Origin of the sequence: Curtobacterium sp. PhB115 (assembly GCF_003752025.1) — a bacterium.
In the GTDB taxonomy this organism is placed as follows: Bacteria; Actinomycetota; Actinomycetes; order Actinomycetales; family Microbacteriaceae; genus Curtobacterium.
Map to the genome: position 1 here is coordinate 634,305 of NZ_RJKR01000005.1, position 21,903 is coordinate 656,207.

The following is a 21,903-nucleotide window of genomic DNA, read 5'->3' on the forward strand; positions in this document are numbered from 1 at the left end:
GCGTCTCGCAGCGGGCAACCCGACCGCTCAGCCAGCGGCGACCTGGCGACGTCGCGCCGGACGGTGCCAGACGAGCGCCGAACGTGATGGGTCCCGAGCGAACCGGAGGACCCTGAGCACCACGATGTCGTGGTCACCGGCCCGGTGCACCGCCTCGACCGTGCACTCCAACCACGAGTGGGCACCCTCGAGCAGGACGGCTCCCCCGTGGGTGTCCACGGACCCGATGCCGACCAGCCGCTGCGTGCGGTCACGGGATGCGAGCTGCCGGGTGTGCTGCGCGTGGTCCTCGGCGAGCACGGAGATGCCGAGCGTCGATGCCCCGGCGAGGTCGGGCCAGGTCGTGGACGTGTGCTGCACCGCGATGGTGACGAGTGGCGGGTCGTACGAGACGCCGACGGTGAACGACGTGGCAACCATCACGACGGGCACACCGGCGACCCGGGCGGCGATGGCGGCCACGACCGAGGGGACCTCGGCGACCGCCTCACGGATGTCGAGCGGGTCGTCGGTGAAGGTGTCGTGCATGGTGGGTCCCTCGGTCGATGAGCGGGCAGGGCAGGGCAGGGCTGGCGCGGTCAGGAGCGGGCGAGCAGGGTGCGGGCACGTCGTTCGTCCGCGTGCATCGCGGCGACGAGGGCGTCCGGCCCGGGGAACGTGCGCTGCCGACGGATGCGCCGGCCGACGATGAGCTCGACCGGGGTGTCGTACAGGTCGCCGTCGAAGTCGAGCACGTGGATCTCGATGGTGCGCGGCCGGTCCGGGAACGTGCGGTTGCTGCCGATGGACACCAGGGCTTCCCGGGGGTGGGGCCACACCGGTGCACTGAGCCACCCGACGTAGACGCCGTCACCCGGCACGGCCGCGCTGCCCGGGGACGGCAGCAGGTTGGCGGTGGGGAAGCCCAGTCCGTGGCCGACGCCGGCACCGTGCACCACCTGCCCCGCGAGCACCGCGGACGGCCGCGGACGACCGGGCAGGGAGACGGCGGCGACGACGGACCCGACGGCCGCCAGCGCGAGCGCCCCGAGCGCGACGGCGTCCGTCCCGACGGCCAGCAGGGCCGCGGTCGCCGTGCTGCCGAGCACCGCACCGAGCTGCTTGACCGTGTTGAACGTGCTCGAGGCGGCGCCGATCGTGCCGGGCCCGGCCGCGAGCACGGCGGCGAGCGAGAACGGCGACCAGACGAACGCGTTCGCGACCCCGAAGCCCGTGAACGCCGCCGCGATCGTCCAGAGCGGCGCCGACGTCCCGACGAGCACCGCGGTGAGCGCCACCGACACGGCGAGCAGGACGGCTCCGACCGTCGCGGTCACCCGGGGTCCTGCCGAGTTCGTCAGGCGCCCGACGAACGGGGCGGCGGCCAGGCACGCGATCCCCATCGGGACGAGGACGAGTGCGGCGGCACCCGCGCCGAGTCCGCGGGTCGCCTGCAGGTCGAGCATGAGCGGGATCGGCGCCGAACCGACGCAGAACGACGCGGCGGTCGCACCCCAGGAGCCGGTGACGAACCCGCGGTCCCGGAAGAGTCCGAGGGGCACGAGTGCGCGGTCGCCGGCTCGGCGCTGCACCATGAGCACGGCGGCGACGACGACGGTGCCGAGCAGCACCGATCCGACCCGTGGCAGGGGTGCAGCGAGCAACCCGTCGCCGGTCCCCTGCACGCCGACCACCACGGCGAACACCCCGATGGTCACGCCGAGGACGGCGAGCACGGGCAGCGGGACCACGATGCGCCGGGACACCGGCACGAACCGGAGCACGGCGATCGCGGTGACGATGCCGACGGGCACGTTCACGAGGAACACCGACGGCCAGCCCCACGCCTCGACGAGCACGCCCCCGACGATCGGGCCGGCGACGGTCGCCGCTCCGCCGCCGGCACTCCAGACGGCGAGCGCGACGGCGAGCCGCGGCGGGTCGAACAGCGATCGGATGACCGTGAGGCACTGGGGTGTCAGGAGCGCGGCGCCGACCCCTTGCACGGCACGCCAGACGATGAGCGCACCGATCCCCGGCGCGGCCGCGCACCCGACCGACGCGAGCGTGAAGACCGCGAGGCCGATCAGGTAGACCCGGCGGTGCCCGAAGCGGTCGCCGAGCCGCCCGGCGACGAGCAGCGGCACCGCGAACGCGAACAGGTAAGCGCTGTTCACCCACACCGAGAGCGCGGGGTCGGCGTCGAGGTCACGAGCGACGTCGGGCAGCGCCACGGACACGATGGTGCTGTCGAGCAACAGCATGAAGAAGCCGAGGCAGAGCCCGCCGAGCGCGAGCCACCGGCGGGCCGGGGTCACCTCACACCGCCAGGTTCTCGCGGAGCGTCGCCCCGGGGTAGCGCGGGGCCAGGGCACCGCGTCCGCGGAGCTCCGGGACGAGCAGCTCGCTCAGGTCGGCGAACCCGGTGGGCATGCCGAGCGGGCTCGACAGCATGTAGCCGCCACGGCCACCGGTCGCCGCGAAGTTCTCCTGGAGCGCGTCGGCCACCCCGGCGGCGTCACCGACGAGCATGTGGTCGAGCCCGGTCGCGGCCCGCCAGCCGTGGTCGAAGAACTCGTCGCGGTCCATCGTGTGGTCCTCGCCGAACTCGGCGACCAGGCTGCCGACCAGACCGGCGGGGCTCGCCTGGGCGGCGACGATCTCGTCGCGCAGGTCCCCGAGCCGGAAGGTCGCCGGCAACGTCGAGAAGTCGTAGCCCGCGTTGTGCGAGATGAACGTGCCGACCGCTTCACGGTTCCAGAACGACAGGAGCGAGTCACGGCGGGCCGCGGCCTCGGCGTCGGTCGCGCCGACGATCACCTGGGTCGCCCAGAGGATCCCGACGCCGGACGGGTCCCGACCGGCGTCCGCGAGCGCGGCGTCGAGGGCGTTCCGGTGCCGGAGCTGCCCGGCGACGCTCGACCCGAACCCGAACACCAGGTCGGCGAAGGACGCGCTCGCGGCGATCCCCCGCGGCGAGTTGCCGGCCTGCACGACCACGGGGTGCCGTTGCGGGCTGGGGACGCTCGCGAGCGGCCCGCGGACCTTGAAGAAGCGTCCGTCGTGGTCGATGGGGTGCACCTTCGCGGGGTCGGCGAACCGTCCGGTCGCGCGGTCACGGACGATGGCGTCCGGGGCGACGGAGTCCCAGAGCGCGCGGCACACGCCGATGAACTCCTCCATCCGTTCGTACCGCAGGTCGTGGTCGATCAGGTGGTCGGACCCGTAGTTCGCGGCGTCGGCACCCCGCGACGAGGCGACCACGTTGAAGGCCATCCGCCCGCCGGTGACGTGGTCGAGCGAGTTGAGCAACCGTGCGACGGAGAAGGGGTGCGTGAACGTCGACGAGTAGGTGAGCCCGAAGCCGATGTGGTCCGTGACCGTCGACATCGCGGCGATCACCGGCGACATGTCCTGCCGCGGCCACTGGATGCCCCACTCGACGGCCGGGTCGATGCTGCCGCGCCAGGTGCTCGGCACGCCGGAGCCGTCGCCGAAGAACAGCATGTCGACGCCCGCTCGCTCGGCGGTCCGTGCCACCTCCATGTACATCCGGACGTCGGGGAAGTCCTGACCGACCCAGCTGCCCGGGGCCGCCCAGCGTCCCTCGGTGTGCGTGAACGACAGGTCGTAGGCGATGTGCATGCCGCTCATCGGGCACCCACCGCCGACGCCGGTGCGGAAGCCGCAGCTGCGCCCGGCGCAGCCTCCCCCGGCGCAGCTGCGCCCGGCCCAGCTGCGCGCCACAGTGCCACGGTCTCGTCGGCATCGGTCACGACGCCGACGTTGAGCTCGATCAGCGTGAGTGCGGCGTCGTGCACGTCGACGTCGTACGCGGCGGTGGCGTCCTGCGGGACGACCACGGGCCATCCGAGCTGCATCGCGTCCTGTGCGGTGGCGAAGACGCAGCACTCGGTCGTGAGCCCCACCACCGTGACCCAGCCGATCCCTGCGGCGGTGAGCCGGGCCTCCAGGTCGGTGCCCAGGAACCCGCTGTAGCCGCGCTTCACGACGCGGGTCTCACCGGGCGCCGGCGCGGTGCGGAACCACTGGGCGCCCTCGGTGCCGAGTCGGCACGGTTCGTCGTCCGGCATCGGACCGGCCGGGTCGCCGCCGCGCAGCCACGTGCTGGAGCGCCACGGAACCGCCGGGTCGCTGCCGAGCTCGACCCAGACGACGGGGACGCCCGATGCGCGGGCCTCGTCGACGAGCGCGCCGATGCGGGTGATCGCCGCGTCGACGGCGAGGGATGCGCGGTCGTCGAGTTCGTACGGGGCGATCCGCGCCGGCTCCCCGAAGTCGCGCTGCACGTCGACGACGACGAGCGCCGGACGAGGAGCGACACCAGCGGGCGAACCGTCGCCAGCCGGACCGGACGCCACCAACCCGGCCAGCCGCGCGTCGCGGGCCACCCCGGTCACCGGAGCACCGCCGCGTCGTGCTGGCGGAGTGCCGGCAGCACCGTCTCACCGAACAGCACCATGTCCTGGTCGTACTCGGGGAAGATCAGCATCAGGCCGTCGAGCTCTCCGCGGTCCACGATGTACTCGATGTGCTCCGTGACGGTGGCTGCCGAGCCCGCCACGTACGCCGTCTGGAACGCGTCCTCACCCGCGGCACCGTCCGCCCACGCCCGCGCCTGCTCGGCCGGGACACCCCAGGACGCGCGCATCGACGAGAGCGCCTCGCGGTCCACCCCGAGGCCCCACTCACGGACCTTCCGCTGCGCGGCGGCGTCCGTCTCGTCCTGCACGACCGTGAGCATCGAGTAGGTCCGGCACTCCCGGCCCTCCGCGGCAGCACGGTCGTGCACGTCGCGGGACAGGTCGCGCATCTCGTCCAGGCTGTCCGCGGCGAGGAACGCACCGTCGGCGTACTTCGCCTGGAACGCCCGGGCCGCGTCGGACTTGCCGGCGCTGATGATCGTCGGCCGACTGGTGGGGTGCGGTCGGGACTCGCACGCGTCGAGGTCGAAGTACGGCGTGTGCATGGTGACGCTGTCCTCGCTCCACAGGCGGGTGACGGCCTCGGTCCAGAGCTCCGTCATCCGGTACCGGTCCGCGTGGCTGAGCGCCGCGTCCCAGATCCCGAACTGCTCGAACTCGGCCGCGTACGCGCCGTTGACGATGTTCATGCCGGCTCGTCCGCCGGAGATGTCCTGCAGCGTCGTGTACATCTTCGCCGCGACCGCCGGGTTGTGGACGTTCGCGTGCATCGTCGCCCAGATCTTGACGCGCTCGGTCGCCTCGGCGATCCCGGCCATCATCGTCATCGACTCCAGGGACCGGCCCCAGTGGTCGGTGGTGCCGCCGAAGCCGCGCCACTTCGCCATCGACATCACGAAGTCCAGGCCGATCGTCTCGGCGTGCAGCGCCGCGCGCTTGTTCCAGGCGTAGGTCGCCTCGGGGTGGGGCGCCGTGGTGGAGAGCATCCACCCGCCGTTGCCGATCGGGAGGAAGATCCCGTACTCCTTCGCGGGCATCTCACGCCGCCTTTCTGGTCGTTGCGGAACGGTCGGCGACCGAACGGTCGGTGACGATGGCGCTCACGGTGCGGGCCACACGGTCTCGCCGTCCTTCGTGATGGCGTCGATGTACTCGTTCGTGAACCAGGCCTTCGCGTCGTCGGCGGTCACGGAGCTCTTGACGATGTCGAACTGGTGCAGCATGTCGACGAGCTTCGTCACGTTCTCGGGGTCGATCCCGCCGAGGGGCTGGTCGGGCGTGGGGTTGTCCGCGATGACCTTCGTCTCGGTGGTCCAGATCTTCGCGTTCTGCGCCTCGTCGTAGGTGGCACCGGAGAGCTTCGCGGCGTACCCGACGCACTGCTTCGTCTTGGCCTCGCTCGCGGAGCAGAAGTCGTAGGCGTGCAGGGCTGCGCGCAGGACGTCCTCGACCGCGGTCGGGTGCGCCTTCGCGAACGCGGGGTTCACGGCCATCGCGCCGATCGACGAGGGGATGTCGTAGTCGACGGGCTGCCACACGGTGACGTCGTCACCGGCGGCCTTCAGCAGGTTCGGCTCGTTCGACACGAACCCGGTCAGGGCCTCGAGGCCGTTCTGCTTGCGCGGCAGGACAGAGGGGTCGTAGCCCTCCTTCACCAGCTTCAGGGAGTCCCAGTCGACGCCGGCCTTGACCATCATCGCCTGCACCGACGCGGGGACGTAGCCCTTGTGGCCGACGACCTTCCCGTCGAGCTGCGGCAGCTTCGTGATGTCGTCGTTCGTCATCAGGACGTCGAGGCCGGCGTTCGAGTAGGACGAGATCCCGGTGATGTCGATGCCGTTCGCGCGGGCCTGGATGAGGTCCTGCTCGGCGACGGCGGACACGGTGGCCTGGCCGCTGGCGAGGAGCTTGGTGTTCTGCGCGGTGTCGCCGGAACCCGGCTTCAGGGTCACGTCGAGGCACAGGTCCTTGAAGTAGCCGAGCTCGTCGGCCGCGATGTACTCGAGGATCGACGCCGACGACTGGTACTGGTAGCCGGACAGGTACGTGATCTTGCCTGCGGCCTTGTTCTCCTTGCACCGCTCGGCCGAGATCGCGCTGCCCTCGGACGAGGTGGTGCCGGCACTCGAGCCGGTGCTGCAGCCGGTGAGCGCGAGGGCGACGACGGCGGTGGCGAGGGCCGCGAGGGCGGCCTTGGTGCGGTGCGGGGTGCGGGGCGTGGTGCGGGGCGTGGTGCGGGGCGTGCTGCGGTGCTGCATGGTCACTCCTGTGGGAAGGGATGGGGCGGTGCAGGGCGGGTGCGGGTGCAGGTGGTGCGGGTGGGTCTGTGGGTCGCCTGACGTCGGCCTGGAGGCGCGGCTGGCGTCGCGCGGGCAGGCTCGCGCCGGCGGGTGGTGCGGGACGGCCGCGGGGCGGCCGCGTGGTGCGGCCGGCCGACCGGGTGTCAGTCGTTCGCGGTGCGGTGCCAGTGCAGGACGCGCCGCTCGACGAGCGTGATGAGTGCGAGCAGGACCACGCCCATCACCGCGAGGATCGCGATGGCCGCGTAGACCACGGCGAGCTGGTTCATCGACGACGCCGTGCTGATCACGGTGCCGAGGCCGCCGGTCGAACCAGAGGCGGACAGCTCCGCGACGACCGCGCCGATGATCGACAGCGGGAACACGATCCGGAGCGCCGCGAACACGAACGGCAACGCGTTCGGGACCCGCAGGTGCACGAGCATCTCGAACCGGGACGCATCGATCGTCTTGTAGACCTGCAGCACGGGCTGCGGGACGGACCGCAGGCCCGCGGCCGTGTTGATGAGGATCGGGAAGAAGCAGATCAGCGCGGTGATGACGAGCTTCGGCAGCGGCCCGAACCCGAACGCCACGACCAGGGCCGGGGCGATCGCGACGAGCGGCGTGACGTTCAGCACGATCGCGATCGGCATGACCGCGCGGCGGACGATCGGCAGCTCACTCGTCAGCACGGCGAGGACGAAGGCCGCGACGAAGCCGATCGCGAGCCCGACGAGCGACTCGACCAGGGTGATGCCGGCGTTCTGTAGGTAGTAGGGCAGCTGCGTCGCGAGGGTCTCGCCCACGGCGGGGAGCGGTGGCAGCAGGTACGGCATCGTGCTCGCGCCGATCTGCCAGAGCACGGCGAGGACGGCGAGCAGGACGACCAGGGGCAGCCAGACGGACGGCCGGAGCCATCCCGGCACGGCCAGTCGAGCGGTGCGACGCTCGGCTTCGGCGGTGGTGGCGGTCGCCGCGGGCGTGGAGGTGGTGGTGGCGCTCATGGTCCCGTCTCCCTCAGGCCGCATCGGTCATGCGCCAGGCGCTGTGCAGTCGGGTGCGGACGAGGTCCTCGTACTCGTGGAACCGTTGTTCCTCGAACAATCGCTGGTTCCGCGGGCGGGGCAGGTCGATGTCGATGACGTCGACGATCCGGCCGGGTCGCGGCGCCATCACGATCACGGTGTCCGACATCCGGACGGCCTCGGACACCGAGTGCGTGACGAAGAGCACCGTCGTGCGCAGCTCGTCCCAGAGGTCGAGCAGCTGGTCCTGCAGGCTCTCGCGGGTGAACTCGTCGAGGGCGGAGAACGGCTCGTCCATCAGCAGCACGTCGGGGCGCAGGCCGAAGGCTCGCACGATCGCGGCGCGCTGCTGCATGCCGCCGGACAGCTGCGCGGGGAGCTTGTCCATCGCTTCGCCGAGTCCCGCCATCCGCAGCAGCTCGCGCATGTCCGGACCGGTGCCCGTGACGCGCTCCTCGAGGTCGTCGATGGCGGCGCGACGTCGGCCGGCACCGGGGTTGACCCGGCCCGCGAGCGAGACGTTCTGCAGCACGGTGAGCCAGGGCAGCAGGGCGGGGGTCTGTGGCACGAGCCCGATGAGCTTCGCCGCGCACGCCTGGGCCGGCGTGACACCGTGCACCCGGACGTCACCGCGGTCGGCGGGCTCGAGTCCGGCCACCAGCCGGAGCAGCGTCGACTTGCCGCAGCCGCTCGGCCCGATGAGGGACACGAACTTCCCGGGCTCGATGGTCAGCTCGACGTCGTCGAGGGCCACCATGGCGCCCGGGCCGCTGCCGTACACCTTGCGCACCGCGTCCACGCGGACCGCTGATGTGGTCATCCGTTCCTCCATACCGTCGGCGAGCACGCAGGCTCGGTCTCGTATGGCGGAGAGCGTGCGTCGCGAGCTCGGGTTCGTCTGCGACGCGGAAATCCGCTGCTGATGACGAGGCTAGGACCCCCGTGTTACGGGGTCGGACCACATGTGTTGCGAATGTGTGAACGGCTGCGCGGGTCGGGTCGGCGGGACTCAGCGCGGCGACGGCACCGCGGTCTGGCCGTCCCACACGAGCACCTCGACGCCGAGGTCCGCCGCGGCCACCGCGACCCACCCCGCGAGCGCCCGCGCCGCGGGTTCGGCGACGACCAGCACAGCCCGCTCGACCCCGGGCACGGCGCGCTGCAGCCACAGCAGCTTGAAGAGGTCCGCCATCACCTTGTTCCGCCAGGCGGGCTTGTAGGCGCCCTGGTTGGCGACGAGCTGCACGACGACCCGATCGGCGTCGTCGATGCCCTCCACCTCGACGCGGGCACGGTCGAGGACCACGGTGCGGGGGCGGAGCACGAGTCCGAGTGCGTTCCCGGTGTCCTCGAGCATCCGGCGTTCGACGGAGTCGGGGGCGAACCGGCCCCACTCGGAGCGCACGGCGGGGACCTCGGTCATGTCGGAAGTGTAGGCGGCGCCGCCCGCGTCAGACGACCGACCACCCGCCGTCGCTCGGCAGCACCGCACCGTTCACGTTCGCCGAGTCGTCGCTCAGCAGCCAGGTGATCGCGGCGGCGAGCTGCTCGGGCTGCGCGACCGGCGGGATCGCGACCTGCATGATCGGTCCGACGCGGCTCGCGGCGTACTCGCTGCGCATCGGCGCCTCGATGTTCGTGGCGACCGCACCGGGCGCGACGGCGTTGGCGCGGATGCCCTGCGGCCCGTGGAAGAACGCGACGCTCTTCGTGAACCCGGCGATCGCGTGCTTCGACGCCGTGTACGCGGCACCGGCGGCCGAGGCGCGGAGCGCGGCCTCCGACGCGACGTTCACCACGGCGCCCCGGCCGGCGGCGATCATGTGCGGCAGGACGGCGCGGGTGAGGCGCATCGGACCGGTGACGTTCACGCTGAAGACCCGGTCCCAGGTGGCGTCGTCGACCTCGCTCGGCGGCAGGAAGGCGTCCATGATGCCGGCGACGTTGGCGAGCCCGTCGATGCGCTCCCCCGCGGCGGCGATCAGCGCGTCGATGGTCTCGGTCGCGGCGACGTCGCCGACGACGGTCTCGACCTCGAGCCCCTCGAGTTCCGTCCGGAGCGCGTCGAGGCGTTCGGCGACGACGTCGGTCGCGATGACCCGGCCGCCCTCGTTCGCGATGCGCGTCGCCGTGGCGCGTCCGATGCCGGAACCCGCCCCGGTGACGATGATGGTCCTGCCGGTGAACCGTCCGGCGGTGGTGTCGGTCATGTCGTCTCCTCACTGAGAGGCGCTCGCTGCGCCACGATGGTTATAGCACTCAGTGCCGAAAGGACTCCATGAGCTCGACGAGCGACCGGCCGACGGGCGATCGACTGACGGGACGCCCGCGCACGATCGACCCGGACGCCGTCTCCCTCGTGGCGCTCCGGCTCTTCGACGAGCGCGGGTTCGACACGGTGTCGATGGACGACGTCGCCGCGGCCGCCGGGGTGAGCCGCCGGTCGCTGTTCCGGCTGTTCCCGAACAAGGCGGCACTCGTCTGGGGTGGCCTCGACGACTTCGCGGCTCGGTTCAGGGCCGCGCTGCACGACAGCCCGGCCGACGAGGCTTCCTCGACCGCACTGCGCGCCGCCTACCGGATCGGCGCCACGTTCCCGGACGACGCGGTCGAGGTCACCCGGCACCGCCTCCGCGTCATCCGCGCGAACCCCTCGCTCGAACACGTCGGAGCGGCCACCGTCACGTCCCTGACCGACGAGATCGTGCGCTTCGTCGCGGAGCGCGACGGTGCCACCCCCGACGACCTCGCGGTGTCGGTCCGAGCGCACGCCCTGGCGGCCGCGGCGAGCGCGGCCCTGACCTGGTGGGCGCTGCACGGCGACGGCCGTCCGGAGGACGTCGTGGAACGGGCGCTCGGCCTGCTCGGCTGACCCGCGTTCTGGAGACGACAGGGAGTCGGACTGGAGGCGCGGGGCGGCGCCGACCCGCGCCTCCCGTCCGCATCGTGGCCGGCCGTCACCCCATCGCGCGCTTCCCGTGGACATCGCGCGACAGCGCGTCGATACGTGCCACGTCGTCGGCGCTGAGGACGACGTCGGCAGCCGCGACGTTCTCGGCGACGCGTCCGGGGTTGCGCGATCCGGGGATCGGGACGAGGTCCGCGCGCTTCGCCAGGATCCACGCGAGTGCGAGCTGCGAGAGCGACACCCCCTTGCCGTCCGCGATCTCCGTGAGCGCCGCGACGACGGCGACGTTCGCGTCGAAGTGCTCCGGCGCCCACCACTCGAGCTGCTGACGGATGTCATCGGCCGCGTAGGCGCTCTGCGGCTGCACGGCGCCGCTCAGGAACCCACGCGCCAACGGCGAGTACGCGACGACGCCGATGCCGAGCTCGTCGACCAGCGGGAAGAGGTCCTCGGACTCACGGGAGAAGACCGAGTACTCGGTCTGGAACACCGAGATCGGGTGCACGGCGTGCGCGCGACGGATCTGCTCCGCGTCGGTGTTCGACAGACCGAGGTACCGGACCTTGCCGGCCTGCACGAACTCCTGCATGACGCCGACGACGTCCTCGATCGGGACGGCGGGGTCGTGGACGTGCTGGTAGAGCAGGTCGATCGAGTCGGTGCCGAGGTTCCGGAGACTCGCATCGACCACCTGACGGACGTGCTCCGGCCGTGAATCCGGTGCGTAGGTGTCCGGCGTGAAGCCGAACTTCGTGGCGATGGTGACCTCGTCGCGGATCGGAGCGAGTGCCGCGCCGAGGAGCCGCTCGCCGGTGCCCCAGCCGTAGAGCTCGGCGGTGTCGAAGTGCGTGACGCCGAGCTCGTGCGCCTGTCGGATCGCGGCGGCGGACTCGGTGTCGTCGCCGGGCCCGTACGCGAACGTGGTGCCCATGGCGCCGTAGCCGACGGCGCCGACGGTGAGGCCCTGTCGGCCGAGGGTTCGTTGCTGCATGGTTGCGGTCCCTTCCTGGGGTGTGGTGATCGTGCAGTGGCACTGTACGCCACTGGTGTCAGAGTCTGACAAGTTGGTCCGGGAGTGACTCCGCGGTACGATCCGTCCGTGAGCGACACACGGAGCGGCCTGCGGGACATCACCCGCGACGCCGTCCGCGCCCGGATCGCTGCCGTGGCGCTCGAGCGGTTCGACGCCGACGGGTTCGAGAACGTCACCGTCGAACAGGTCGCGGCTGCGGTCGGCATCTCGGCGCGGAGCTTCCACCGGTACTTCCCCGCGAAGGAGGACGCCGTCATCGGTGATCCCGCGCGGCACCGCGAGGCCCTGGCCGATGCGTTCCGGTCACGGGCGGGCACGGAACCGGCGTGGTCCGCGCTGCGCGAGGCGTTCGCGGAGATGCTCGAGCGTGGCAGCACCGACGACCCCGAGACCGGACGACGGTCCGTCCGCGTGATGACGAGCACGGCGTCGCTGCGCGCACGGAACCTCGAGAAGCACCAGGCGTGGGCGGACGTCCTGACGCCCCTCGTCGCCGAGCAGCTGCGCGGACCCGGTACCGACCTGCGCGCGCGGGTCCTCGTGCAGGCCGCCCTCGGCTGCTTCGACGTGGCGATCGCCACCTGGGCCACGGGCGACGATGCCGACGCCGCCGGGATCCTGCGGCGTGCGTTCGACGTCATCGAACCGGCGCGTTGACGACCGGGCACTCCGGCTCGAGCAGCGGTACGTTCACCGCATGAACGTGAACGGACCGTCGCCGTACTTCCAGTTCGCCGGCACCGCCAGAGAGGCCCTCGGGCTCTGGCAGCGCGTCTTCGGGGGCGAGGTCCGGATCGCGACCTACGCCGACTTCTCCCGCACCGACGGCCCGGCCGACTCGGTGGCACACGGGCAGCTCGCCGGGGAGCTCCAGCTCTTCGCCGCCGATGCGAACCCGAGCGAGACGCCGTTCGCCGCCACCGGCGTGCTGTTCTCCCTGCTCGGTGCCGCGGAGCCCGACGTCCTGCGCCGGTGGTTCGACCAGTTGGCCGAGGGCGGCACGGTCGTCGACCCACTGCAGGAGCGGCCGTGGGGTGACTGGGACGGCACCGTGCGGGACGCGTTCGGCGTCACGTGGCTGATCGGGTTCGAGGCCTCCGCGCTCGGGTGAGCGGCTGCGATGATGGGGACATGACCGACCGCCCCACCGTGCTGTTCGTCTGCGTCCACAACGCCGGCCGTTCCCAGATGGCCGCCGGGTGGCTCGAGCACCTCGCCGGCGACCGCGTCCGGGTGTTCTCGGCCGGCAGCGAGCCCGCAGACCGGATCAACGCCGTGGCGGTGCAGGCGATGGCAGAAGCGGGCATCGACATCGCCGGCGCCGAGCCTGCCGTGCTCGAGACCGACACCGTCCGGGAGTCGGACGTGGTGATCACGATGGGCTGCGGCGACGCTTGCCCGGTGTTCCCGGGCAAGCGGTACGAGGACTGGATGCTCGAGGACCCTGCTGGACTGCCGATCGAGCAGGTCCGGCCCATCCGGGACGCGATCCGTGGTCGGGTCGAGCAGCTGATCGCGTCGTTGTAGGCGGGCTGCTGCCGGTCGCGGCGCCGGCGCCGGCTACTGCTGGTCGCGGCGCCGGCGCCGGCTACTGCTGGTCGGACGGCAGTAGCGGCGCCCAGAAGGCGTCGGCACCGTCGGCCGTCACCGCGTCCCGCTCGAAGCGGAAGCCGTAGTCGCGCACGAAGTCGAGGGCCGCAGCCTGCTCGTCCTCGGCGTCGTCGTGCTGGGCGTCGAAGAGGTAGACGCCGTGTCCCATCTTGACGCCGGCGTCGCTGATCACCGTGAGGTCCCAGCGCCCTTCTTCGGCGCGTTCGATCCGGACGACGGCGGCCTGTGCAGCGGTGAAGTCAGCCATGCCGCGAGCTTACGGACGCTGTCCCGTTGGCGTTCAGCGTCCTACCGGGCCAGTACGCTGAGCACCGTCACAGGGACCGGACGAGCGGAGAACGAAGTCATGTCAGTCGGATTGCTCGCCGTGGTGGACGACATCCTCTCCGCAGCGCTGAAGGCGAGCGCGAAGACCGCCGGTGTCGTCATCGACGACGCCGCCGTCACACCGCAGTACGTGCAGGGGCTCGACCCCGCGCGGGAGCTGCCGGTCGTCGGCCGCATCGCGCTCGGCAGCCTGTTCAACAAGTTCATCATCATCATCCCGCTCGCGCTGTTGCTCACCGCGTTCGCGCCGTGGGTGCTGCCGTGGCTGCTGCTCATCGGCGGCACGTACCTGTGCTTCGAGGGCGCCGAGAAGGTCACCGAGTGGTTCGGCGTCCACCACGGGTCTGAGTCGACCGACTCGGTCACCGAGCCGAAGCTGGTGTTCGGCGCGATCCGCACCGACCTCATCCTCAGCACCGAGATCATGCTCATCGCCCTGGCCGGCCTCGACCCCGACCTGGGGCTCTGGCCCACGCTCGGCGCGCTCATCGTGATCGGGCTCGTCATGACCGGGGTCGTCTACGGCGCCGTCGCACTCCTCGTCAAGATCGACGACGTCGGGCTGCAGATGATGAAGCACTCCGTCCGACGCACACGCCGCACCGGTGCCCGCATCGTCCGTGCGATGCCCACGGTGTTCCGCGTGATCAGCGTCATCGGTACCGTCGCCATGCTCTGGGTCGGTGGACACCTGGTCATCGCGAACCTCGCCGAGACGTTCTGGCACGGTCCGTACGACCTGTTGCACGCGATCGAGCACGCGATCGAGGCCACGGGGCCGGTCGTCACGTGGATCGTGGACACCGCGGTGTCGGCGGTCGTCGGAGTCCTGCTCGGGATGGTCGTCGTGGCGATCGTGCTCGGCATCAGCCGGCTCCGCGGGAAGCACTGACCGCAGCGCGAACCACGCGGTTTCCGACAGTCCACACGTCGAACGACTCGTGGATCGTCGGAGAACCGGTGCGCATGGTCGGACCACCGGGGCGCCCGCAGTCGTATCCTCGGCGACATGGCAACGGTGCGACAGGTCCAGGTGACGTTCGACTGCGCAGAACCGGAGCGGGTCGCTCGGTTCTGGTGCGAGGTCCTCGGCTACGAGGTCCCCGCTCCCCCGCCCGGCTTCGACGACTGGGCGGCCTTCGACGCCTCGCTCCCGCCGGAGCACCAGGGATCGGCCTTCGCGTGCGTCGACCCGACCGGCGTCGGCCCGCGGCTGTTCTTCCAGCGTGTCCCCGAGGGCAAGACGGTCAAGAACCGCGTGCACCTCGACGTCCGGGTCGGGACCGGGACGGTCGGCGCGGAGCGCCTGGCAGCGCTCGACGCCGAGAGCGCCCGACTCGTCGCCCTCGGAGCGACGCAGTTCCGCCGCATGACGGCGGACCAGGTGAACGAGTCCTGCATCGTGATGCAGGACGTCGAGGGCAACGAGTTCTGCCTCGACTGAGATCGGCCCGACCCCGCCGAGCCGGGCCGAGCCGAGCCGAGCCGAGCCCAGCCGAGCCCAGCCGAGCCCAGCCGAGCCGAGCCCAGCCGAGCCGAGGTCAGGCCACCGGCCCGTAGAGCGGCGTCTCCGCCACGTCGAGCTCGAGTTCCGCGGTCTGCTGGATGAGCGCGAGCAGGTCGGCGTCGAGTCCCGGCGCGAACTCCTCGAGTCGCTCCGGAGCGATGAACGACGGCGACCCGACGGGGGCCTGCTCCGTCGCGGACAGGTCGGTCCCGTCCTTCGACGGCGATGCGCCACGGAAGATCTTGCCGGCCTCGGACGCACCGTCGAGGTCGAAGCTGTACTGCTTACTCTGCAGCCCGAGGTCGACGAGCTCCTTGACCTCCGGGAACCGCTCGGCGTTGGTCTTCGGGATCGGCAGCAGCGTCTTCCAGTCGACACCGAGGGTCTCGAGCGCCTTGGCGTACGCGTTCTCGTGTGCCTGGTCGCGGACGATCAGGTACGCGATGGTGCTGCGGGCCGTGGGGTTGTCCGTCATCTCGTAGATCCGGCACTTCTGCAGGCGGCCGGTGGACTCGAGCATCAGGTTGTAGAGCAGGTCGAGGGGCAGGTTGCCGGAGTTGTAGACGTAGCTGCCGCTCCACGGGTTGCCGGCGGAGTCGACGGGCAGAGCACCCTGAGCCCCGACCAGGTAATGGTGGATGTTGCTGGTGTCGAGCGCGATGCTCAGTGGCGTCGCACCCTTCGCGCCCGGGGTGTCGAGGGGGTCGGTGAGCTTGCCGCTGTACTCGGGCGAGCCGTCGAGCAGGCGCGAGATCGTCGTGCCGATGAGTTCGACGTGGCTGATCTCCTCGGTCCCGACGCCCTGGATGAGATCGCGGTACGGCTTCGCCGCCGGTCCGCGGAAGTTCATCGCCTGGAAGAGGTACTGCATCATCGTGCGCATCTCGCCGAACTGCCCGCCGAGCCCCTCCTGCAGGGCGTTGGCGGCTGCCGGGTCGGGCTCGCCGTCGGCGATCTCGTTGATCCAGGTCTGTGCGTGGAAGTACATGGAGCCTCCTTGCTCGACGCGACGGATCCGCCGCGTGCCTCACAGTCGTCCTGGGCGCCTGGCAGCCGACACGGGTCGTCCGCACAGCGCGGTATCGTCGAGCGCGCTGCACCGCCGCGCCCCGGAAGGACCCCCACCCGATGACCGTCAGCTCCGACGTCGACACCTCCGCCCTCGACGACCTGCTGGGGGTGGGCCAGGTCCTCCGCGACCCGGCCTCGCTCGAGCGCTACAGCCACGACGACGCGGAGTGGGCCGACCACTCCGCACCGCTCGCGGTGGTCCTGGCGCGCAGCACCGACGACGTCGTGGCCACCGTGCGGTGGGCAGCGGCCGCCGGAGTGCGGGTCGTCCCCCGCGGCGCCGGCACGGGTCTGTCCGGTGGCGCCAACGCCGTGCCCGGCTGCGTGGTGCTGTCACTGGAACTGATGGACGCGGTCCTCGAGGTCAACACCGACGAGCGCTACGCCGTCGCCCAGCCCGGCGTCATCAACGACGCGCTCCGCGCCGCCGTCGCCGAGCACGGCCTCTGGTACCCGCCGGACCCCGCGAGCTCGGCGATCTCGACGATCGGCGGCAACGTCGCCACGAACGCCGGTGGCATCTGCTGCGTCAAGTACGGGGTGACCCGCGACTACGTCCTCGGCACGACCGTCGTGCTCGCGGACGGCTCGGTGGTGGAGCTCGGCCGCCGCACGGCGAAGGGCGTCGCGGGGTACGACCTCGCCGGCCTCATGGTCGGGTCGGAGGGCACGCTCGGCATCGTGACGAGCGTCACCGTGAAGCTGCTCCCCCTGGCCGGACGCGACGAACGGGCCGTGATCGGGTACTTCCCCTCGTTGAGCGCCGCCGGGGACGCGGTCGCCGCGATCTCCCGCGCCGGGATCATCCCCGCGGCGCTCGAGATCGTCGACCGCACCTGCCTTCGCGCCGTGGACGACTGGATGCACCTCGGGCTGCCGTCCGAGGTCGACACGCTCCTGCTCGCACGGGTCGACGAGCGCGGTGCCGCCGGCGACGAGATCGCCGACCAGGTCGCCGAGGTCTTCGCTGCCGCCGGTGGGACAGACGTCGAGCGCGCGACCGACCCGGACGACATCGACCGGCTGTTCCAGGCCCGGCGCCTGGCCTACCCGGCACTCGAGCGGCTCGGGCCGGTGCTCACCGAGGACATCTGCGTCCCGCGGAGCGCGGTCCCGGAGATGCTGCGGCGCATCCAGGCGACGGCCGACGCGAACGACGTCACGATCGCCAACATCGCCCATGCTGGCGACGGCAACCTGCACCCGCTGATCATCGCGCCCGAGGGCGACGACGCCGCCAAGGCCCGTGCGAAGACGGCGTTCGACGCGATCGTCGCCGACTGTCTGGCGCTCGGCGGCACGGTGACCGGTGAGCACGGGGTCGGGCTCCTCAAGCTGCCCGGGCTCCGCGCGGAGCTCGGCGACCGCGTGATCGCGATGCACCGCTCGGTGAAGGACGCGCTCGACCCGGCCGGCACGCTCAACCCCGGCAAGGCCTTCTGATGGCCACCAGCGGCACCTTCGAGTCCTCCGACGGAGCGACCCTGGCCTACACGGACACGCGAGCGGACACGAGCGACGGCGACGACGGCGGCCGCGACACCGCCCGGCGCACCGTCGTCCTCGTCGCGGGCTACGCCATGCCGGCGACCGGCTGGGCGCTCCAGGAGGACGCACTCACCGACGCCGGGTACCGGGTGGTCGCGTTCGACCGCCGCTCGCACGGTGCCAGCGAGGACGTGCTGTTCGGGCAGCGGATCGCGCGACACGGCGCCGACCTGCACGAGCTGCTGGTGACGCTCGACCTCCACGACGTCGTCCTGGTCGGGCAGTCGATGGGTGCGAGCACGATCTGGGCGACGCTCGACCTGTTCGGCACCGACCGGATCGCCGGTGTGCTGACGATCGACCAGACGCCGAAGCTCGTCAACACCGACGACTGGGCGCACGGCTTCTACGGCATGGACCCGTCGAACAGCGGGACGTTCTTCGACCACGGCATCCCGGACACCGGTCGCGGCGCCCGGGTCGACCCGGCCAACCCGGGCGTGATGCGACTCGTCGAGCGGCTCGGCGGCCTGCCGGACGTCCGGCAGCCGAACGCACCGGAGACCGTGCGACTGCTCCGCGACCACGGACTGCAGGACTGGCGTGACGTCATCGCGCGCCTCGACGTGCCGTTCACCATGGTGGCCGGCAGGGACAGCCAGCTCTGGCCGTGCACGCACGCGCAGGCAGCGGTCGGCGAGAACCCGCACGGATCGGTCCTCGTGATCGACGACGCCGGGCACTCCACGAACCTCGACCAGCCGGACGTCTTCAACCAGGCACTGCTCGCCTTCGTCGCGTCACTCTGACCCGACGGCCCGCGCACCGGCAGGACACCGAAGGTCACAGAGCGGTAACGGCGCAGAACCGGACCCATCGATCTCGGCGAGGGCGCCGAATGCCATTCACAACCGGGAAACACCCGGGGCGCTCACCAGCCGCACGTAGCTGGTTCTCCACCCTGCATCAGGGTGTGTTCGGCGCGCACACAGCAGCCGCGCCGAGCGCGACACAGCAAAGGACTGAAGAATCATGCGCAAGAGCCTGAAGACCTCCATCACCCTCGCCACGACCGGTGCCCTGGTGCTCGGTGGCGCCGCGTTCGGCGTCTCCGCCGCGCAGGCCTCCACCCCGACGGTGCACACCGTGTCGTCGTCCTCGTCGAAGATCCCCGCGCCGGTCGCTTCGGTGCCCGAGGTCCTCGGTGGCTCGACCGCCGTGAAGCTCGACTCCGGCTTCACCGACGCCCTCACCGCCCTGAAGCTCACCCCGGGTGTCTCCGGCGACGCGACCCTCGCGGACGGTTCGGTGTCGTTCCCGATCACCGCCGGGTCGGTCACGTACTGGTCGCCGGACGGCAACTACCGCCCGTACGTGCAGGGCCTGCTGAACCACGACGACTCGGGTCTGACCCTGAAGGCCGGCGACACCACGGTGACGCTGGAGAACTTCGTCGTGAACCCGGGCTCGTCCAAGCTCTACGGTGACGTCCTGGTCAACGGCAAGGTCGCCGCGTCGAACGCGTACCTGTTCGAGCTCTGGGGCGGTTCCCTCAAGCCCCTCCAGCTCGAGGGTGACAACGCGATCCTGACCGGCACCACCGTGCACGTGTCCGAGGACGCTGCCGGCCTGCTGAACAAGACCTTCGGCACCGACGCCGTCAAGCGCGGCCTGCTCGTCGGCACCGCCACCATCACGGCGCAGATCAAGTAACACCCGCACCACCAAGAGGGCCGTCCCGGCAACGGGGCGGCCCTCCTGCACGCGCGCACCCAGCACCACCCGCCTACCATCGAGCAGATGCCCGCTCCCCGCTCGCCCGGCCCCGACGACTTCATCCGCGTCCGGGGTGCCCGCGAGAACAACCTCCGCGGCGTCGACGTCGACGTCCCCCGCAACCGCATCGTCGCGTTCACCGGCGTCTCCGGCTCCGGCAAGTCCTCGCTGGCCTTCGGCACGGTGTTCGCCGAGGCACAGCGTCGCTTCCTCGAATCCGTCGCCCCGTACGCCCGTCGGCTCATCGCGCAGGGGTCCACCCCGCACGTCGACTCGATCACCGGGCTGCCGCCGGCCGTCGCGCTGCAGCAACGGCGCGGCGCACCGAGCAGCCGCTCCACCGTCGGCACCCTGACCACCCTGTCGAACTCGATGCGCATGCTCTTCTCGCGCGCGGGCACCTACCCCGCCGGTGCCGAACGGCTCGAGTCGGACTCGTTCTCGCCGAACACCGTCGCCGGCGCGTGCCCGCGGTGTCACGGCCTCGGCACGGCGCACGAGGTCACCGAGGGCTCCGCCGTGCACGACCCGTCGTTGAGCATCCGCGACGGTGCGATCACCGCGTGGCCCGGCGCCTGGCAGGGCAAGAACCTCCGTGACGTCACGGCGGTCCTCGGCTACGACATCGACCGGCCGTGGCGTGAGCTCCCGCAGCAGGACCGCGACTGGCTCCTGTTCACCGAGGAGCAGCCCGTCGTCCAGGTGCACCCGAAGCGGGACCGCGTGGCGAAGCCCTACAAGGGACGGTTCTGGAGTGCGCGGCAGTTCGTGCTGCACACCCTCGCCGACTCCCAGAGCGAGACGCAGCGCACCAAGGTCCTGCGGTTCGTCGAGTCCGGCCCCTGCGGCCTCTGCCGCGGCACCGGACTGACTCGGGCCGCGCTCGCCGTCACCGTCGGTGGTCACTCGATCGCCGACCTGAACGGGCTCCCCCTGACCGCACTGGCCGACGTGCTCCGTCCGATCGCGTCCATCACGGACGCGTCGGCGGCGACGAGCCGGGCGTCGTCCGGTGAGCACACCGAGGTGGCCGTCGCGATCTCCCGCGACCTGCTCACCCGCGTCGAGGTCCTGGTCGGGCTCGGCCTCGGGTACCTGGCGCTCGACCGTGCCACGCCGACGCTCTCACCGGGCGAGACGCAGCGCCTGCGGATCGCGACGCAGCTGCGCTCCGGGCTGTTCGGTGTCGTCTACGTGCTCGACGAGCCGAGCGCCGGACTGCACCCGGCGGACACCGAGTCGCTGGTCGAGGTCCTCGACGACCTGCGAGCCGGTGGCAACAGCGTCTTCGTCGTCGAGCACGACATGGGCATCGTCCGGCAGGCGGACTGGATCGTCGACGTCGGCCCGGGGGCGGGCTCGGGCGGCGGCACCGTGCTCTACAGCGGTCCGGTCGACGGCCTGGCCGACGTCGAGTCGTCCGTCACCCGGCGGTTCCTGCAGCCGCGGACGGACGGCGGCGAGACGCGTGCGGTGCGCACCCCCGTCGGCACGCTCGAGCTCCGCGACGTCACCCTGCACAACCTGCGGGGGCTCGACGTCGACCTGCCGCTCGGCGTCCTGACCGCGGTCACGGGCGTGAGCGGCTCCGGCAAGTCCTCGCTCGTCGGCGGTGTCCTGCCCGCGGTCGCGACGGAGCACGCCCTGGTCGACCGCGTCGTGCAGGTCGACCAGAAGCCGATCGGCCGGACCCCGCGGTCGAACCTCGCGACGTACACCGGACTCTTCGACGCGGTGCGCGCCGCCTTCGCCGCCACCGACGACGCACGGGCACGCGGCTGGACCGCCGGCCGGTTCTCCTTCAACGTCGCCGGCGGTCGGTGCGAGGTCTGCCAGGGCGAGGGCTCCGTGTCCGTCGAGCTCCTCTTCCTGCCGGGCAGCTGGGCGCCGTGCCCGGAGTGCCACGGCTCCCGGTACACGGCCGAGACGCTCGAGGTGCGGTGGGACGGCGCGTCGATCGCGGACGTCCTCGCGATGACCGTCGACGAGGCCGCCCCCTTCCTGGCGTCGCTGCCCGCGGCGTCCCGCGGGCTCGAGACCCTGCGCGAGGTCGGCCTCGGCTACCTCCGCCTCGGGCAGCCCGCCCCCGAGCTGTCCGGCGGCGAGGCGCAGCGCATCAAGCTCGCCACCGAGCTGCAGCGGGCACGGACCGGGCACACGCTCTACCTGCTCGACGAGCCGACGACCGGTCTGCACCCTGCCGACGTGGAACTGCTGACCGCCCAGCTGTCGCGCCTGACCGACGCCGGCAACACGGTCGTCGTCGTGGAGCACGCCATGGACGTCGTCGCGAGCGCCGACCACGTCATCGACATGGGCCCGTCGGGTGGCGACGACGGTGGCCGGGTCGTCGCGTCGGGCACGCCGCAGCAGGTCGCCGCCTCGACCACGAGCCGGACCGCGCCCTACCTGCGCGCGCAGCTGGGTCACTGAACGCGCCGAACGCCCGGT

The 21,903-nt window shown here is 71.7% G+C and carries 23 protein-coding genes; 10 read left to right on the plus strand and 13 right to left on the minus strand.

All coding sequences use genetic code 11. The features are described from left to right. Window positions 1-27: 27 nt before the first annotated feature. The 10 genes from EDF19_RS03210 to EDF19_RS03255 all read right to left on the minus strand — a co-directional run bounded on the left by EDF19_RS03210 (window position 28) and on the right by EDF19_RS03255 (window position 9,941). A complete protein-coding gene (locus EDF19_RS03210; protein WP_123679456.1) occupies window positions 28-528 on the minus strand; it encodes a flavin reductase family protein in 501 nt (166 codons plus the stop codon). Between the two features lie 50 nt (window positions 529-578). Continuing rightward, on the minus strand, window positions 579-2,297 hold the full coding sequence (locus tag EDF19_RS03215) for an MDR family MFS transporter (protein ID WP_260216886.1): 1,719 nt from the start codon (window positions 2,295-2,297) through the stop codon (window positions 579-581). A gap of 1 nt (window position 2,298) precedes the next feature. Further along, a complete protein-coding gene (locus EDF19_RS03220; protein ID WP_123679919.1) occupies window positions 2,299-3,633 on the minus strand; it encodes an NtaA/DmoA family FMN-dependent monooxygenase in 1,335 nt (444 codons plus the stop codon). Further along, window positions 3,630-4,391: a cysteine hydrolase family protein gene (locus EDF19_RS03225; protein WP_260216888.1), complete on the minus strand. Its 762-nt coding sequence runs from the start codon at window positions 4,389-4,391 to the stop codon at window positions 3,630-3,632. Before EDF19_RS03225 ends, EDF19_RS03220 begins: the two co-directional genes overlap by 4 nt. Window positions 4,392-4,396: 5 nt before the next feature. Next, window positions 4,397-5,461, minus strand: a complete 1,065-nt coding sequence (locus EDF19_RS03230) for an LLM class flavin-dependent oxidoreductase (RefSeq protein WP_123679457.1) — start codon at window positions 5,459-5,461, stop codon at window positions 4,397-4,399. 63 nt (window positions 5,462-5,524) lie between these two features. Then, window positions 5,525-6,682, minus strand: a complete 1,158-nt coding sequence (locus tag EDF19_RS03235; RefSeq protein WP_123679458.1) for an ABC transporter substrate-binding protein — start codon at window positions 6,680-6,682, stop codon at window positions 5,525-5,527. Between the two features lie 185 nt (window positions 6,683-6,867). Further along, complete coding sequence (locus EDF19_RS03240) at window positions 6,868-7,710, minus strand: ABC transporter permease (RefSeq protein ID WP_260216889.1); 843 nt, start codon at window positions 7,708-7,710, stop codon at window positions 6,868-6,870. Window positions 7,711-7,723: 13 nt separating this feature from the next. Further along, complete coding sequence (locus tag EDF19_RS03245) at window positions 7,724-8,551, minus strand: ABC transporter ATP-binding protein (RefSeq protein ID WP_123679921.1); 828 nt, start codon at window positions 8,549-8,551, stop codon at window positions 7,724-7,726. Window positions 8,552-8,740: 189 nt separating this feature from the next. Beyond that, complete coding sequence (locus tag EDF19_RS03250) at window positions 8,741-9,154, minus strand: hypothetical protein (protein WP_123679460.1); 414 nt, start codon at window positions 9,152-9,154, stop codon at window positions 8,741-8,743. Between the two features lie 28 nt (window positions 9,155-9,182). Then, window positions 9,183-9,941, minus strand: a complete 759-nt coding sequence (locus EDF19_RS03255) for an SDR family NAD(P)-dependent oxidoreductase (RefSeq protein ID WP_123679461.1) — start codon at window positions 9,939-9,941, stop codon at window positions 9,183-9,185. Window positions 9,942-10,009: 68 nt separating this feature from the next. Between EDF19_RS03255 and EDF19_RS03260 the strand changes: the two genes are divergently transcribed. Next, window positions 10,010-10,603 (plus strand): TetR family transcriptional regulator, encoded by a 594-nt coding sequence (locus EDF19_RS03260; RefSeq protein ID WP_123679462.1) that lies wholly within the window; start codon window positions 10,010-10,012, stop codon window positions 10,601-10,603. Window positions 10,604-10,688: 85 nt separating this feature from the next. Here the strand turns inward: EDF19_RS03260 and EDF19_RS03265 are convergent, their stop codons facing one another. Continuing rightward, the gene (locus EDF19_RS03265) at window positions 10,689-11,630 is read right to left on the minus strand and encodes an aldo/keto reductase (protein ID WP_123679463.1); all 942 of its coding nucleotides are present in this window, start codon (window positions 11,628-11,630) and stop codon (window positions 10,689-10,691) included. 108 nt (window positions 11,631-11,738) lie between these two features. Between EDF19_RS03265 and EDF19_RS03270 the strand changes: the two genes are divergently transcribed. The 3 genes from EDF19_RS03270 to EDF19_RS03280 are packed head-to-tail and all read left to right on the plus strand — an operon-like array spanning window position 11,739 to window position 13,199. Next, a complete protein-coding gene (locus tag EDF19_RS03270; protein ID WP_123679464.1) occupies window positions 11,739-12,329 on the plus strand; it encodes a TetR/AcrR family transcriptional regulator in 591 nt (196 codons plus the stop codon). 40 nt (window positions 12,330-12,369) lie between these two features. Continuing rightward, window positions 12,370-12,783 (plus strand): VOC family protein, encoded by a 414-nt coding sequence (locus EDF19_RS03275; protein ID WP_123679465.1) that lies wholly within the window; start codon window positions 12,370-12,372, stop codon window positions 12,781-12,783. Between the two features lie 20 nt (window positions 12,784-12,803). Next, the gene (locus tag EDF19_RS03280) at window positions 12,804-13,199 is read left to right on the plus strand and encodes an arsenate reductase ArsC (protein WP_123679466.1); all 396 of its coding nucleotides are present in this window, start codon (window positions 12,804-12,806) and stop codon (window positions 13,197-13,199) included. Window positions 13,200-13,260: 61 nt separating this feature from the next. Here EDF19_RS03280 and EDF19_RS03285 read toward each other — a convergent pair whose 3' ends face one another. Then, window positions 13,261-13,530: a hypothetical protein gene (locus tag EDF19_RS03285; RefSeq protein WP_123679467.1), complete on the minus strand. Its 270-nt coding sequence runs from the start codon at window positions 13,528-13,530 to the stop codon at window positions 13,261-13,263. 99 nt (window positions 13,531-13,629) lie between these two features. Between EDF19_RS03285 and EDF19_RS03290 the strand changes: the two genes are divergently transcribed. Together EDF19_RS03290 and EDF19_RS03295 are read left to right on the plus strand one after the other, a co-directional pair. After that, window positions 13,630-14,502, plus strand: coding sequence for a DUF808 family protein (locus EDF19_RS03290; RefSeq protein ID WP_123679468.1), 873 nt, complete (start codon window positions 13,630-13,632; stop codon window positions 14,500-14,502). Between the two features lie 117 nt (window positions 14,503-14,619). After that, the gene (locus EDF19_RS03295) at window positions 14,620-15,054 is read left to right on the plus strand and encodes a VOC family protein (RefSeq protein WP_123679469.1); all 435 of its coding nucleotides are present in this window, start codon (window positions 14,620-14,622) and stop codon (window positions 15,052-15,054) included. Between the two features lie 97 nt (window positions 15,055-15,151). Here EDF19_RS03295 and EDF19_RS03300 read toward each other — a convergent pair whose 3' ends face one another. After that, a complete protein-coding gene (locus EDF19_RS03300; protein ID WP_123679470.1) occupies window positions 15,152-16,105 on the minus strand; it encodes a manganese catalase family protein in 954 nt (317 codons plus the stop codon). Window positions 16,106-16,245: 140 nt separating this feature from the next. On the opposite strand from EDF19_RS03300, the gene EDF19_RS03305 reads away from it, so the two are divergent. From EDF19_RS03305 to EDF19_RS03320, 4 genes are all read left to right on the plus strand, one after another. Continuing rightward, window positions 16,246-17,631 (plus strand): FAD-binding oxidoreductase, encoded by a 1,386-nt coding sequence (locus tag EDF19_RS03305; protein ID WP_123679471.1) that lies wholly within the window; start codon window positions 16,246-16,248, stop codon window positions 17,629-17,631. Next, window positions 17,631-18,485, plus strand: coding sequence for an alpha/beta fold hydrolase (locus EDF19_RS03310; RefSeq protein WP_123679472.1), 855 nt, complete (start codon window positions 17,631-17,633; stop codon window positions 18,483-18,485). The genes EDF19_RS03305 and EDF19_RS03310 overlap by 1 nt, the downstream gene beginning before the upstream one ends. A 223-nt stretch (window positions 18,486-18,708) precedes the next feature. Further along, window positions 18,709-19,389: a hypothetical protein gene (locus tag EDF19_RS03315; protein ID WP_123679473.1), complete on the plus strand. Its 681-nt coding sequence runs from the start codon at window positions 18,709-18,711 to the stop codon at window positions 19,387-19,389. 87 nt (window positions 19,390-19,476) lie between these two features. After that, the gene (locus tag EDF19_RS03320) at window positions 19,477-21,885 is read left to right on the plus strand and encodes an excinuclease ABC subunit UvrA (RefSeq protein ID WP_123679474.1); all 2,409 of its coding nucleotides are present in this window, start codon (window positions 19,477-19,479) and stop codon (window positions 21,883-21,885) included. Window positions 21,886-21,903 lie beyond the last annotated feature (18 nt).